General features: G+C 74.6%; 11 protein-coding genes. 5 read left to right on the forward strand and 6 right to left on the reverse strand.

The genetic code is table 11. From position 1 onward, the window contains the following. The first annotated feature begins 255 nt into the window (after window positions 1-255). From DKT69_RS01530 to DKT69_RS01540, 3 genes are all read left to right on the forward strand, one after another. Complete coding sequence (locus DKT69_RS01530; RefSeq protein WP_236647260.1) at window positions 256-1,386, forward strand: low temperature requirement protein A; 1,131 nt, start codon at window positions 256-258, stop codon at window positions 1,384-1,386. A gap of 122 nt (window positions 1,387-1,508) precedes the next feature. Continuing rightward, window positions 1,509-1,715, forward strand: coding sequence for a hypothetical protein (locus DKT69_RS01535; RefSeq protein WP_109799819.1), 207 nt, complete (start codon window positions 1,509-1,511; stop codon window positions 1,713-1,715). 177 nt (window positions 1,716-1,892) lie between these two features. After that, entirely contained in the window at window positions 1,893-2,852 is a 960-nt protein-coding gene (locus DKT69_RS01540) for a TIGR03557 family F420-dependent LLM class oxidoreductase (RefSeq protein ID WP_109799820.1), read from the forward strand. A gap of 21 nt (window positions 2,853-2,873) precedes the next feature. Here DKT69_RS01540 and DKT69_RS01545 read toward each other — a convergent pair whose 3' ends face one another. The 3 genes from DKT69_RS01545 to DKT69_RS01555 form a co-directional block, all read right to left on the reverse strand. Next, the gene (locus DKT69_RS01545) at window positions 2,874-4,970 is read right to left on the reverse strand and encodes an APC family permease (protein ID WP_201749439.1); all 2,097 of its coding nucleotides are present in this window, start codon (window positions 4,968-4,970) and stop codon (window positions 2,874-2,876) included. 125 nt (window positions 4,971-5,095) lie between these two features. Then, on the reverse strand, window positions 5,096-5,542 hold the full coding sequence (locus DKT69_RS01550; protein WP_109799822.1) for a hypothetical protein: 447 nt from the start codon (window positions 5,540-5,542) through the stop codon (window positions 5,096-5,098). A gap of 176 nt (window positions 5,543-5,718) precedes the next feature. Next, the gene (locus DKT69_RS01555) at window positions 5,719-6,582 is read right to left on the reverse strand and encodes an alpha/beta hydrolase family protein (RefSeq protein ID WP_146230957.1); all 864 of its coding nucleotides are present in this window, start codon (window positions 6,580-6,582) and stop codon (window positions 5,719-5,721) included. A gap of 124 nt (window positions 6,583-6,706) precedes the next feature. Here DKT69_RS01555 and DKT69_RS01560 point away from each other — a divergent pair, with 124 nt between their 5' ends. Further along, window positions 6,707-7,255, forward strand: coding sequence for a CGNR zinc finger domain-containing protein (locus DKT69_RS01560; RefSeq protein ID WP_109799824.1), 549 nt, complete (start codon window positions 6,707-6,709; stop codon window positions 7,253-7,255). A 4-nt stretch (window positions 7,256-7,259) separates the two neighbouring features. On the opposite strand, the gene DKT69_RS01565 is transcribed toward DKT69_RS01560, so the two are convergent. The 3 genes from DKT69_RS01565 to DKT69_RS01575 all read right to left on the reverse strand — a co-directional run bounded on the left by DKT69_RS01565 (window position 7,260) and on the right by DKT69_RS01575 (window position 12,273). Further along, complete coding sequence (locus DKT69_RS01565) at window positions 7,260-8,009, reverse strand: phosphotransferase enzyme family protein (RefSeq protein WP_109799825.1); 750 nt, start codon at window positions 8,007-8,009, stop codon at window positions 7,260-7,262. Between the two features lie 420 nt (window positions 8,010-8,429). Next, the gene (locus DKT69_RS01570; RefSeq protein ID WP_109799826.1) at window positions 8,430-9,200 is read right to left on the reverse strand and encodes a DUF5995 family protein; all 771 of its coding nucleotides are present in this window, start codon (window positions 9,198-9,200) and stop codon (window positions 8,430-8,432) included. A 106-nt stretch (window positions 9,201-9,306) separates the two neighbouring features. Further along, complete coding sequence (locus tag DKT69_RS01575) at window positions 9,307-12,273, reverse strand: ATP-binding protein (protein WP_109799827.1); 2,967 nt, start codon at window positions 12,271-12,273, stop codon at window positions 9,307-9,309. Window positions 12,274-12,462: 189 nt separating this feature from the next. On the opposite strand from DKT69_RS01575, the gene DKT69_RS01580 reads away from it, so the two are divergent. After that, window positions 12,463-14,099, forward strand: a 1,637-nt coding sequence (locus DKT69_RS01580) for an adenylate/guanylate cyclase domain-containing protein (RefSeq protein WP_109799828.1), incomplete at its 3' end; no start/stop codon positions are given.

The raw sequence follows: 14,099 nt of genomic DNA on the forward strand, positions 1-14,099 counted from the left end.
CCGACCTGCGTCAAGCCCTCGCCGCCATCGACCACCACGTCGACGACTACATCGCCCGCGCACGACTCAAAACCGCAGCCTGAAAACCTGACTCAGTTGTTCAGATTCTCGAACCCAAGGATCTAGCGTCGGTGAGGACCACCGGCCCGTCGCGCCGATCCCGCACCGCAGGAGCAACTCGTGCCCTTCGCCTCGCCCGAGCAGCCCTCGCGACGAGGCCGGCCCCCGGTGCGCGACCCCGAGTCACCTCGCCGGGTGACGCTGCTGGAGCTCTTCTTCGACCTGGTCTACGTGGTCGCGCTGGCGCTCGTCTCGCGCGGCATGGTCGTCGATCTCAACTGGGAACGCGCCCTGCAGGCCCTGCTCATCCTGATGGCGCTCTGGTGGACCTGGGCGATCACCACCCTGGTCACCGACATGTACGACCCGGAGCGCACCGAGATCAAGCTGCTGATCATCGCGGTGATGTTCGGGGCGCTGCTGATGACCACCGCCATCCCGGAGGCGTTCGCCAGCCGAGGGCTGGTCTTCGCCGCGACGTACGTCGCGATCCATCTCGGTCGCGGCCTGTTCCTGATGCCGACGGTCCGGCACCACCGGCAGACCCAGCGGCGGGCGGCGCGGATCTTCATCTGGTTCGCCGTCTCCGCCGTGCCGTGGATCGCGGGCGGGTTCGTCCACGGCCACGCCCGGGAGGCGCTGTGGGCGCTGGCGCTCGCCCTCGACTATGTCGGCTTCCGGCTCGCGTACCCGGTGCCCGGCCTCGGCGTGGTGCCGGACGCCCAGCGCAACGTCACGGCTGAACACCTTTCGGAGCGCTACCAGCAGTTCTTCATCATCGCGCTCGGCGACGCCATCCTCACCACCGGCATGATGTTCAGCATCTACCACTCGGAGGCGCAGAACATCGGCGCCTTCACGGTCGCCTTCATCACCACCCTGCTGCTGTGGCGGATCTACGTGCACAAGTCCGGGGAGCTGCTGCCGCACGCCATCTCCAGTTCGAAGCAGCCGAGCCGATTCCTGAACACCGCCCCCTACACCCACCTGCTGATCGTGGCCGGGGTGGTGGTCACCGCGGCCGGTTTCGACCTGGTGCTGCACGAGCCGACGGGGCGTACGCCGCCGGCCTGGGCGGCGGTCATCCTGGGCGGGCCGGCGCTGTTCCTGGTCGGCCGGTCCTTCTTCGAGTACGAGGTGTTCAGCCGGGTCTCGCTGTCCCGCCCCGGCGGGCTGCTGGCGCTGCTCACCATCGCCCCGGCCGTGCTCTTCCTGCCGCCGCTGGTCGCCGCGACCGGGGCCATGCTGGTGCTCGCCGGGGTGGCCGTCGCCGACTATCGACGCAGCCGGGGCCGGCCGCCGGAGTCCCCGAAGCCGCCGCACTGAGCCGAAGCTCCCGGGCATGGTCGTAAACGGCCGTCCGCCCGGTCCCCGCCTCCGTTAGCCGAACGCGCGGATTGGGTACAGGGGTGGCACCTCGAAATCCACCACACCCCTGGAGGCAACCCATGCGCGGCACCTCGATAGTCGGCGTCCTGGTCGTGATCTGGCTGATCATCGGCGCGATCGCGGCCGGTCAGCGCGGCTACTACAGCAGCGACGACAAGAACTGCGCGGAGGCGGGCACCATCCTGGTGACCATCGTGGCCGGCCCGTTGAACTACATCGGCGCCAACCCCAAGGTGGACTGCACGCTCCCCGAGCCGTCCAAGTAATCCCCCACTGCTCCGGCCCGCGCCCGCTCCCCCCGCGGCGCGGGCCGCTGCGTGCGCCGGGCCGGTCGCGTCACCACCCGTAGTGCGTCCTAGGAGGCTGGGTTCCCGGCTGGCGTTTGCCCGCCGACCTGCCGGGAAGGGCCGAGGTCCACCGCGGACGGAACGGGAGACCCGGCGATGCAGATCGGCTACAAACTGGCCTCGGAGGCCTTCGGACCACAGGAGCTCATCCGGCAGGCGGTCCGCGCGGAACAGGCCGGCTTCGACTTCGTGGAGATGAGCGACCACTACCACCCCTGGCTCGAGGTGCAGGGGCACTCCCCGTTCACCTGGAGCGTGCTCGGCGCGATCGCCGCCAAGACCAGCACGCTCCGGCTCGCCACCGGCGTCACCTGCCCGACGGTGCGCTACCACCCGGCGATCATCGCCCAGGCCGCCGCCACCATGGCGCTGGTCTCGGACGGCCGGTTCACCCTCGGGGTGGGCGCCGGCGAGCGGCTCAACGAGCACGTCGTCGGGCAGGGCTTCCCGAGCGTCCGCGGGCGGCACGAACGGCTCCGCGAGGCACTGGAGATCATCCGGCTGCTCTGGCAGGGCGGCTACCAGTCGTACGAGGGCAGGCACCTCCAGCTGGAGGACGCCCGGGTCTTCGACCTGCCGGAGACGCTGCCGGTGATCGCGGTCGCGGCCAGCGGCCGGGCCTCGGCCGCCATGGCCGCCGAGCTGGGCGACGGCCTCTTCGCCACCGAGCCGAAGTCGTCGATCGCCGACCACTACCGGCAGGCCGGCGGGCGGGGCCCGCGCTACGCGGAGGTGCCGATCGCCTGGGCGACCGACGAGGAGCAGGCGGTCCGCGCGGCCCGGGAGACCAGCCGGTGGGCGATCACCGGGTGGAAGGTGATGAGCGAGCTGCCCAACCCGGTCAACTTCGACGCGGCCACCTCCTGGGTGGAGGACCACCACGTCCGCCGGCAGTTCTCGGTCGGCCCTGACCCGGAGGTCCACGTCGCGAAGGCGCGCGCCTACGTCGAGGCGGGCTACGACCACATCGTCATGCAGAACGCCGGCCCCGACCCGGACGGCTTCCTCGACTTCTTCGCCGGCGACCTCAACGCTCGGCTGCGCGCGCTCGGTTGAGCCGGCGGCCCGGCCCGGACCTCAGCCGCCGACGTGGATGCCGGGGCGGCGGGTGGGGTCGGGCTCGGACTTGCGGATGATCTCCCGGACCACGGGAGGGGTGTCGCCGCGGCCCAGGATCAGATAGCGCAGCAGGTGCGCGAGGGGGTTCCCCTCGGACCACTCGAAGTGGGCGTGCGGGCGGACGCCGGTGCCGTCGCGCAGCGCGAGCAGGATCGCCGCGATCGCGTTCGGCACGGCCGGGCTGCCGGCCCGCAGCACCCGGTACCCGTCGACCTCCACCCCGTGCACCCGCAGCACCTGGCTGAACTCGGACGGGTCGACCACGTCGATCTCGAGGAAGAGCACGTCCGCGGCGCCCGGCACCGGGTTGATCGCGCGCTGCGCCCGCTCCTTGAACCGGTACTCCTTCACCGAGCCGCTCTGCCGCTTGTTGGCGATCAGGTGCAGCCGGCCGTCGTGGGTCAGCGAGTCGGCGATGAACCGCCGGGCCGCCTCGTCGAACTCGATCCGCTCGGCCCGCAGCTCGGTGGTCCGGGTGACCCGGGAGATCAGCGAGACGGCGATGATGCCGGCGATGAAGAAGCCGGAGATGGTGATGCCGTCCGGCTTCTCGATCACGTTCTCGGTGAGGGCGTAGAGCAGCACCAGGGTCAGCACCGTGAAGCCGGCCCCGGCGAACGGGTGCCGCGACCGGTACGCGGAGATGGTCACCGCGATCGCGCCGGAGACCATCATCGCCAGGATCCCTGTCGCGTACGCGCCGGCCTGGGCGTTGACGTCGGCCCGGAAGGCGACGGTGATGGCGATGCTGATCAGCGTGTAGACGATGACCACGGGCCGGACCGCCCGGGCCCACTCCGGCGCCATGCCGTACGACGGCAGGTAGCGGGGCACGATGTTGATCAGGCCGGCCATCGCCGAGGCGCCGGCGAACCAGAGGATCAGCACGCTGCTGATGTCGTAGACGGTGCCGAACGCCTCGCCCAGGTGCTCGTGGGCCAGGAACGCCAGCGCCCGCCCGTTGGCCGCCCCGCCGGGCTGGAACTCCTCCGCGGGGATCAGCATGGTGGTGACGAAGGTGGTCGCGATCAGGTAGACGGACATGACCAGGGCCGCGGTGGCGAGCAGCTTGCGGGTGTTGCGGATCCGGTTCTCCAGCCGCTGCCGCGGGTCGGTGCCCTCGCCCTTGATCAGCGGCATCATGCTGACGCCGGTCTCGAAGCCGGAGAGCCCCAGCACCAGCAGCGGGAAGGCCAGCACGGCCGGCCCGAGCAGGTCGCCCACGCCGGCGCCACGGGCGGTGAGGGCGTTGGTCCAGCCGCTCAGCACCGCCGGGTCGGCGGCCACCTCGGCCAGCCCAACGACCACGATCACCGCGTTGAGCCCGAGGAAGACCGCCACCAGCGGGATGGCGACCTGCACCGCCTCGCTGAAGCCCAGCAGGAACACGCCGCCGAGGATCAGCAGCAGCGCCACCGTCACCGCGACCGCGGCCGTGGTGCCGTGCGGGAAGGACGCCGGCAGGATCGGGTTCTCCAGCAGGTGCACGGTGGCGTCGGCGGCGGAGAGGGTGATCGTGATGATCCACGAGGTGGCCACGAAGCCGAGCAGCACCAGCACGAATATCTTGCCTCGCCAGAACGGCAGCAGCCGTTCCAGCATGGCCACCGAGCCCTGCCCGTGCGGGCTTTCCCGGGCCACCCGCCGGTACATCGGCAGCATCCCGAGCAGGGTCAGCGCCACGATCAGCAGGGTGGCCAGCGGGGAGAGCGCGCCGGCCGCCAACGCGGCGATGCCGGGCAGGTAGGAGAGGGTGGAGAAGTAGTCCACGCCGGTCAGGCACATCACCTGCCACCAGGGGTGCGCCTTCGCCTCCGGCTCCCGGGTCTCCGGGCCGACCGGCTGCACCCGGTGCTGGAACAGCCACCGGCTCAGTCGGCTGGCCGGCTCGGCCGGCCGCACGGGGGTGTCCACGCACTCCGGGACGGCCCGCGGGCCACGACCGGCCCGCTCGCCGCGCTCCGGCTCGCGGCCCGGCGCGCGCCCGTGCGACCGCGCCTGGTCGCGCCGGCCCCGCGTACGCCGAGGCTGCCCCCCGTCCCGCCCGTCCGACATCTGCACCCCTTCAGGCCCTGACCCGACCGTAGGCGGTACCCACGGCGTCACCCGTCGGAACCCGGCAAGCCGGGGAGATCATCAGGGCGCGAGGGATCCTACCGCCGGGGCGGCGTCCTGCCGGGTCAGTCCGGGGCCGGGGCGCGCAGGGCGCGGACCAGCTCGTCCGGCTCGGTGACGGTCACCGTGAGCCCGGGGTGGCGCAGCCAGCTGCCCGGCAACAGGGCCGGCACCGGGGTGGCGAAGCGGACACAGACGCCCGCCGCGGTGCTCGTACCGAAGGTCACCCCACGGTCGACCTGCGAGATGTGCGGCCCGACCACCCGCCACCAGCGGTACGGCCCGCCGCGCTCGGCCCCGGTGACGTTGCTCCGGGCGGTCCGCAGCCGCCACGGGCCGAACCGGACCGTCAGCGCGTCGGCGTCCAGCTCGACCACGGCCGTCGCCGGCCGGACCCCGAGCAGCGCCAGCGGCAGCCGGAACACCGGGTCGAAGCGGAATCCGTACCGGCGGGGGGTTCCGCCGGTCGTCGGGTGGGCCGGCGCGGGCCGGTCCGGTTCGCTGGTCGTCATGCGCCGGGCGTACCCGGTGCCGGCGGGCCGACACCCGTCTCGCCCGCGCCGGCCGGCTCGCCCGGCTCCCCCCGCGATCGCGGACCGGCCGGCACCCCCCGGGCCGGCCGGTCCGCTCCCCCCGCGAACCGGGACCGGCCAGCACCCCCCGGGCCGGCCGGTCCCGCACTCCCGGCTCAGCCGGCCAGCGCGAGGCGGTCGGCGAGCCAGGCGACCCGGTCGTCGCGGACCCGCGAACCGCCCAGGTCGTGCTCCTCACCGGGGTAGAGCGACACCCGGGCCTCGGGCGCGGCGGCGGCGAAGGCGACCCGGGTCGTCGGGCCGACGAACCGGTCCTCGGCCGCGAACTGGAGGTACGCGCCGGCGCCGAGCCGCCCCACCACGTCCACCGGGTCGAGCCCGGCGAAGACCGCCCGGTAGGCGGCCCGCTCCCCGGCCGGCAGCCGCAGCCCGTAGAGGTCGAACCAGTTCGCCCAGGTGGCGTCCGGCGCCAGCAGCACGGCGGCCCGGACGCCCGGCTCCCGGGAGGCGAGGTCGGCGGCGTACATCGCGCCGTAGTCGTGCCCGACCACCGCGGTGCGGGCCGGGTCCACGCCGGGCTCGGCGAGCAGCCGGCGCCAGGCCTGTCCGACGGCGTCGAGCTGCGCGCTCACCGCGGCCCGGTCCCGGGCGTCGCCCACCGGGTCGGCGGCCCACGGGAAGCTCAGCTGGGGCAGCACCGAGACCACCCCGCGTCCCGCGAGGGCCGTCGCCTCGGCCAGGAACTCGGTGCGGTCCTGGTTGACCCGCCCCGGCTCGAACCAGTGCAGGGCCAGCACACCGGCGAGCCGGTCCGGCCGGCCGGGGTGCGCCGGCCGGACCAAATACGCCCGGACGGCCGGCTGCCCCGGCACCGGGATCTCGACGTCCCGGACCAGGACCGCGTCCCGACGGGTCGACGCGGGTCCGGCGGGCACCTCGGCGCGTGCCCCGCCCGCGCCGGCGAGCGCGCCGGAAACCAGGAACAGTGCCGTGGACAGCAGTGCGGGCAGACGTCGCACGAGCCACCTCCATCACTTTCTAAATTGGTTTTATAACTGATGGCGCTAGGATGACGGACGGCGATCGGTCAAGGGCGGAAGGACGGCGGAACGTGTCGACAACCGGACGGCGGGACGGGCGGGGATGAGCGCCGTGCCGCCCCTGGAGCCCGCGCTGCGACTGGCCGTCGCGCTGCTGCACAGCTACTGGGTGCTCCAGGAACCGGTCGACCAGCTCACCGTCGCCCGGCTCCACGCCGCCGGCCGCGAGCTGGGCCTGGCCGAGGTCACCGGGACGCTGACCGAGGCCCGCCTGCCCCGACTGCGGGACCTGCGCGAACGGCTCTACCGGGTCTTCGCCGCGCCCGACCCGACCGCCCGGATCGCCACCCTCAACGAGGTGCTGGCCGAGGTCAGCGACGGCACCGCGGTCGAGGCGGCGCCCGACGGCACCCTGCGGCTGGCGCCGCTGCCGCACGCCGGCCCGGTCGGACCCTTCGCCGCCCTGGTCACCGGGGCGCTCGCCCGGGCCGCGGTGGCCGGTGGCGCCGACCGGTTCGGGGTCTGCGCGGCCGACCCCTGCCGGGCCCCCTACCTCGACCGGACCCGCGCCGGCCGGCAACGCTTCTGCTGCGAGCTGTGCAACAACCGGGCCGCCGCCGCGGCGTACCGGAGCCGGACCCGGCGGTCCTGAGCAGTCACTCCAGCGCCGCGGTCCAGACCGGGACGTGCGCGTCCAGGTAGGCGGCCGTGTCCCGCCAGTACGCGCCGTCCTCGGCGTGGATCCGGGCCCAGGGCTGCACGCCGTCCCGGGCGCCCCGGCGGAGCAGGTCGTACATCGCGCGGGCACGCCGGCCCAGCAGCCCGGCCAGCGCCGGACGGTCCGCCCCGGTCAGGCCGTAGCCGTCCACCAAGACCCGCAGCCGCCGCGCAGACTCCCGCACCGGCCGGTCCGGTCGCATGCCGGCCATGCTCTGCGCCGCGTACGCCAGCTCCCACAGCCGGGTGCCCGGCCCGGCGGAGTCCCAGTCGATCAGCACCCAGCCGCGCGGCGAGCGGACCAGGTTCCACGGCGCCGCGTCGTGGTGGCAGACCAGGTCCGCGCCGTCGGGCGGGATGACCCGCTGCCACACCGCTGACGCCGGCGGCACGAAACCCGCCGTGGCGCGGTGCAACTCGGCCAGCAGGGCGCCGATCGACGCCAGCTCGGCCGGGGCGTACGTGCCCGCGGGGTCGCCGGGCTCCCCCGGCACGTACTCCAGCACCTGGCGGCCCCGGTCGTCCCGGCCCAACGGGCGCGGCGCGCCGGGGAAGCCGACCTCGTGCAGGTGAGTCAGCAGCGCGTCGACGCTGTCGGTCCACGGGCCGACCGGCCGCCCGACGGTGTCGCCGACCCGGACCACCCCCGCGGTGGCGTTGCCCGGCAGCGGCAGCTCGGTCTCCGTCACCGGCCCATCCTCGCACCGGGCCGGCACGACGATGTCCCCGCGTTCCGCCGGACGACGGAACGCGGGGACCGTTGCGAGCGAGTGCGCTTTGGTGAGCACACCAACTCGCAGTCCGCCGTCACCAGCGGACGCTCCTCGTCTTACCCGCTGACGCGGTGCGAGGTTGACGCTTCGACGACCACAGCCAGGACAGGTCCTGGTCTTACACGGTCTCCACGTCCGTTCGATCCCGAAGGATCTGGTTCCCGAGGCACTCCCGGTACCGACCAATCTGGCGTGTTTAGCCTGCCGTCGCAGGGGCCTCGCGCGCCGGATGGGTTTGATTATCACCTGCCCGACGGCGGTCACTCTAACACTGAAGCGCGCTCAAGAGCATCAGCGCCCACTCCGCTGGCAACAGATGTCAACCCCCCGTCGCGGCTACTGCAGGAACGCCCCGAGGGGCGAGAGCAGCAGCCGACCGAGCAGCGCGGCGTTGTCGTCCAACCGCGTCCGCTCACACTCGCGGGCCTCCGGATCGTGCCGGCAGCGCCAGATCTTCTGCGCGTTACGCCAGGCCACGTTCCGGGTGTACTCCACCAGTTCGCCCTGGTACCAGTCGTCGATGTCGCCGTTCACCATGTCGATCATGAGCTGCCAGTGGTCCAGGTAGCCCCGGCGCAGCTCGGGGATCCGCTCCGCGAAGATCTTGTTGATCTCCAGGTAGTCGTGGTGCTGGTCGCTGTCGTCGACCGGCTCGGACTCCAGGCTCTCCAGGGTGGTCACCACCGCGAACGGCAGGTCGAAGTTGATGTGCGCGTTCACCCCGGCGGCGGCCGACGGCAGCGGCCGGGCGTCCGGGCCGCGCATCCGCTGGAACAGGCAGGACCAGGCCTTCGGCGTGCTCGGGCTGGACTCCGTCCAGAACCGCAACGCGTCGAAGTAGCGGGCGGCGAACTCGACGTCCAGCCGGGCCAGGAAGGCCGGATCGGCGAAGCGGTCGTCGTAGAGGCCGTCCAGCACGGTGCTGGTAATGGTCAGGTAGAGCTTGTTGAAGTCCGCCAGGGGACAGCTCGCCTCCAGCGGCGGCAGCCGGACCAGCAGGTCCTGCAGCTTGGTCAGGTGGTCGACGACCGCCGGCACGTCGGCCGGGTGGTCGGCGAGCAGCCCGACGATGTCCTGGTGCACTGGACCCCAGACCGGTTCGGTCATCTCTCCTCCACTGTGGCCGGCCACCCCCGTACCGGTGACGTGGGACAGCCTTCCAGCCGCGCCGGTGCCCGGGATCAGTAGAACGACGTATGTCGGGTGGCCGGTCCTACGACTGTTCGACGCGGTTGCGCAGGAAGATCGCGCTCGCCTGCACCCGGGTCCGCACCTGGAGCTTGTCGAAGATGTGCGAGACGTGGACCCCGATGGTCCGCTCGCTGATGAACAGCCGCTGGCCGATCTCCTTGTTGGTCAGCCCCTCGGCGACCGCGGCCAGCACCTCCCGTTCCCGGGCGGTCAGCACGGCCAGCTCGTCCACCGCCGGCTCGGCGGGAAGCGCCGCGGCGGGCCGGCGGGGAGCCGGCGCCGGCGGCCCGCCGGCGGGCGACGGCCGCTCCTCCAGCGTCACCCGGGCGCGACCGGCCAGGGTACGGATCTCCGAGCTCAACGGCACCGCGCCGAGGCCCTGCGCCATCTGGTACGCCTGGCGCAGCAGCTTGCCGGCGGTCGCCACCCGGCTACGCCGGGCCAGCAACGCCTCGGCCTGCCGCAGCCGCGAGTAGGCCGCCGGGTACGGGTGGTTCCGGCGGTCCCACTCGGCCGCCGACCGGGCCCACAGCTCCGGGTCGCCCCGGCCGTCGAGCCGGCTCAGCTCGGCCGCGCAGAGCGCGAGGAAGCCGTCGACGATGTAGCGCACCGGGCGGCCGGCGTGCTGGCTCTTGCGGGCCACCCGGTCGACCACCTCGCGCAGCCGGCGGACCGCCGTCTCGTCCACCGCGATGGTGCGGCTGGCGTGCGCCTCCGCCTCCGCCCGCAGGCCGTGCCAGGCCAGCGTGGCCAGCACGATGACGTCGTCGGAGCGGCTCTCGGTCAGGCCACGCTGGACGGCCTGCCGGGCCAGGTCGTGCCGCCCCTCCCACATCGCCAGCCCGGCGCGCAGGATCAGCATCGGCAGCACGTGCCGGGCGCCGCCGCCGGCCAGCACGGTGGCCACCGCCTCCAGGTCCCGGTCGGAGGCCTCGATGTCGCCGTACCCGACGGAGAGCCGGCAGCGGGCCAGCAGCAGCTCGACCGCGTCCGCGCCGGACGGGCGGTGCCGCAGCGCCGCCGCGACCACCTTCTCCGCCTCCGACCACTGCCCCACCCGGAACAGGCCGTTGGTGGCGATGGCCAGCAGCCGGGTCTCCCAGGTGCGGCCCAGCCCCAGCTCGGCGACCCGCTCCGCGCCCCGGCGGGCCACCACCACGCCCTCCTCGAGGATGTTCAGCGGACCGGTCAGCAGCTCCGCCAGATGCAGGTACGCGCAGGCGACGTCCTCCGGCCGGCCAGACCGCTCGGCGGTCTCCACCGCCTCCCGCATCACCGCCAGCCCCGCGTCGGGATCCTCCAGGAAGGCCTCGCTGAAGCCGAGCGCGGCGCTGGCCAGCACCACCTCCGAGGCGGAGCCCTCGACCGTGGCGGCGAGCTGCAACGCCTCCCTGGCCTGCTCGCCGGCCTCGGCGTACCGGCCGAGGTGCAGCAGCAGCTCGGCCAAGTGGGCGGCGGCGGTGGCCCGCTCCCGCGCGGTGCAGTCGGCCGCCGCCAGCGCCCGGCGGTACTCCGCCTCGGCGGGCGCGGACCGGCCGGCGGCGGCCAGGTAGCGGGCCCGCCGGATGTGCAGGGCGCAGGCCGGCGGGCCGTCGGGATCCCCGGCCAGCTCCTCCAGCAGGGCCAGCGCCCGGGCGTGCTCGCCGCAGTGGTGCGCCGCCTCGGCGGCGTGTTCCAGCAGCTCGGCGCGGTCGACCTGGACCGGGGTGGCCCGGTCCGGGTCCGGCGGTACGACGGCCGGCGCGTCGGCCAGGTGCAGCGCGGCCGACCAGTGCCGGTGCGCCTCGGCGTAGCCGTGCAGGCGTTCCGCCTCCCGGGCGGCGGCCATCGCGGCCGGCAGCGCGCGGCCCGGCTCGCCGGCCAGCCGCCAGTGGTGCGCCAGCCGGGCCTGGTGCAGCTCCGCCGTGGCCGAGGTCAGCGCCTCGGCGTACCGCCGGTGCAGGGCGGACCGCTCGGCGGGCAGCAGCTCGTGCGCCAGCACCTCGGCGACCAGCCGGTGCCGCAGCCGGTAGCCCTCGTCGGCGCCGACCAGCAGCCGGTGCGCCACGGCGGCCCGGACCGCCTCGATCAGCTCCTCCTCGGGCAGCCGGACGACCTGGGCCAGCAGCCAGTGCTCGACCGGCTCGACCCCGGCGGCCACCGCGTGCACCACCGCGTGGGCGTGCTGCGGCAGGGCGTCGACCCGGGCCAGGAAGATCTCCCGGAGGGTGTCGGAGAGCCCGTCGCGGCCGTCGCGCAGGGCCCGGGCGAGTTCCTCGGCCACGAAGGGGTTGCCGCCGCTGCGCTGCCAGACCAGCTCGGCCGCGTCGGGGGTCAGCGGCCGGCCGACGACGGCCGCGGCCAGCCGGTCGGTGTCCGCCCGGTCCAGCGGCGCCAGGTCGACCACCCGGACCGACCGCAGCCGGCGCAGCTCGGTGAGGACACGGCGCAGCGGGTGGGCGCCCTGCAGCGCCTCCGCCCGGATCGCGGCGAGTACCGACAGTTGCAGGTCACCGAGGCCGGCGAGCAGGTAGAGCAGCAGCTGGCGGGTGCTCCGGTCGACCCACTGCAGGTCGTCCAGCACGATGACCAGCGGGCGACCGCCGGCGACCAGGTGCAGGCCGCGGGAGACCCGCTCCAGCAGCGCGCCGGCGCCGTCCGGCCCCGGGGTCTCGTCGTCGAACATCTGCAGCAGGCCGCGCACCGCCGAGGAGGTGCGGGCCTGGGCGGCGGTCAGCTCGGCGTCGAACCGGCGCAGGGCCTGCCGCAGCGGGTGCAGCGGGGAGGCGTCGCCGATGTCCAGGCAGGTGCCGGTCAGCACCAGCGCGCCAGCGTCCCGCAGCCGGGCGCTGACCTCGGCGAGCAGGCGGGTCTTGCCGACCCCGCTCTCGCCGGTGAGGAAGACCGCCGCGGTGTGCCCCTGGGCGACGTCGTCGAGCAGCGCCGACCGCAGCGCCGCCAGCTGGTCGGCACGGCCGACGAGCGGTGCCGTGTCCACATCGCTGGCCATGGCTCGCAGCCTAATCACAGACTCCCGGACCGTTCTACGGGCTCGGTGCCGTTGTGGTACTCCTCGCGTCGACATTGCGACTAAAGGTTGCGGGTGGCCGACATACGTCGTTCTGCCGATCCCCCGAGAACCCGGTGGTGGAACTCTCCGGAGGTCATCAGGCACCGGAGCGGGGGAAGGGTGGAGGCGATGCCAATGTCGACGACGGTGGGAAGTCGGGATCTCGTCAGCTCGGCCCGCTGGCCGGTGCCGGAGGAGAGGCGCACGGTCAGCGTGCTCTTCGCCGACATCGTCGGCTCGACCGGCCTGACCGAACGGCTCGACCCGGAGGACGTGCGGGCCCTGCAGCGGGTGTACTTCGACACCGTGGCCGGGGTGCTGCGCCGGTGGAACGGCGTGGTGGAGAAGTACATCGGCGACGCGGTGATGGCGCTCTTCGGCGCGCACGCCTCCGACGGCTTCGACGCGTACCGGGCGGTGCGGGCCGGGCTGGAGATCCAGCAGGCCGTCGACCGGCGGACGCCGGCCGGCGTCCGGCTGCGGGTCCGGGTCGGGGTGGCCACCGGCGAGGTGCTGGTGGATCTCGGCGCCACCCGCGACGGCGGACATGGCACGGCCAGCGGCGCGGTGATCACCACCGCGGCCCGCCTGCAGGAGTACGCCCCGCCGGGGGCGGTTGTGGTCTGCGCCGCCACCCGGCGGGCCACCGCCGGGCTGCTGGAGCAGCGGCCGCTGGCGTCCATGACGGTCGCCGGCAAGGCGCTGCCGCTGGACGTCTGGCGGGTGACCGGGACGAGCCGAACCCGTCCCGCCCCGCACCGCGGCCCACTGGTCGGCCGGCGCCGGGAGCTGGCCACCGCGGGCGACGAGATCACCCGGGCGGTCCGGGACCGCCGGCCCCGCTGGATCTCGCTGGCCGGCCCGGCCGGCAGCGGGCGCAGCCGCCTGCTGCACGAGCTGGCCCGGGCGGTGTCGACGGTGGACGGAACGCTGGTGCGCTGGTGCGTCGCGCACTGCCCGCCGTACGCCCAGGGGGGTCTGGCGCCGCTGGCCGACATGGTCCGCGGGTTCGCCGGGGTGCGCGACGGCGACCTGCCCGCGACCGTGCGCCGGCGGCTGGCCGCGGCGCTGGACGGGCTACTCCCGCCGGCCGCCCGGGGTCCCGCGGCGTACGCGCTGGCGGAGCTGGTCGCCGCGCCGGAGGACAGCGGTGCGGCGGACCGGGGCGCCGACGCCTGGCGGCTGGTCCTGCTGGAGCTGGCCGCCGGGCAGCCGGTGGTGGTCGCGGTGGACGACCTGGACCGGGCGGCGCCGGCGATGAACCGCTTCCTGCACCGGCTCTTCGCTGCGGCGACCGAGCGGCGGCTGCCGCTGGCGGTGGTCGCCACCCACGGTTCCGGCTGGGCCGACCTGGTGCCCGGCGCGGGCGACCGGCGTCGCCGGGTGCCGCTGCCCCCGCTCGGCACCGTCGACACCGGACGGCTGCTGCGACACCTGCTCGGCGGGGCCGGCCGGCCCGCCGCGCTGGCCCGGGACCTGCTGCCGCTGGTCGGCGGGAACCCGGCCGTCGCCGCGGCGTACGTGCGGGCGCTCGACGAGGACGGCGGCGCGCCGGCCGGGCCGGTGCCCGACCCGGTCCGCCGGATCGTCGACCCCCGGCTGGACCGGCTGGACGGCGACCACCGGGCGGTGCTGATGGCCGGCGCCGCGCTCGGCGCCCGCTTCGCGGCCGGCGCCGTCGAGCGGCTGCTCGGCTGGGCGCCGGGCCGGGCCGGGCCGGTGCTGCGTGGCCTGGTCGCGAGCGGTCTGCTGCGGCGGCCGGCCCG

Origin of the sequence: Micromonospora sicca (genome assembly GCF_003172935.1) — a bacterium.
Taxonomy (GTDB): Bacteria; Actinomycetota; Actinomycetes; order Mycobacteriales; family Micromonosporaceae; genus Micromonospora; species Micromonospora sicca.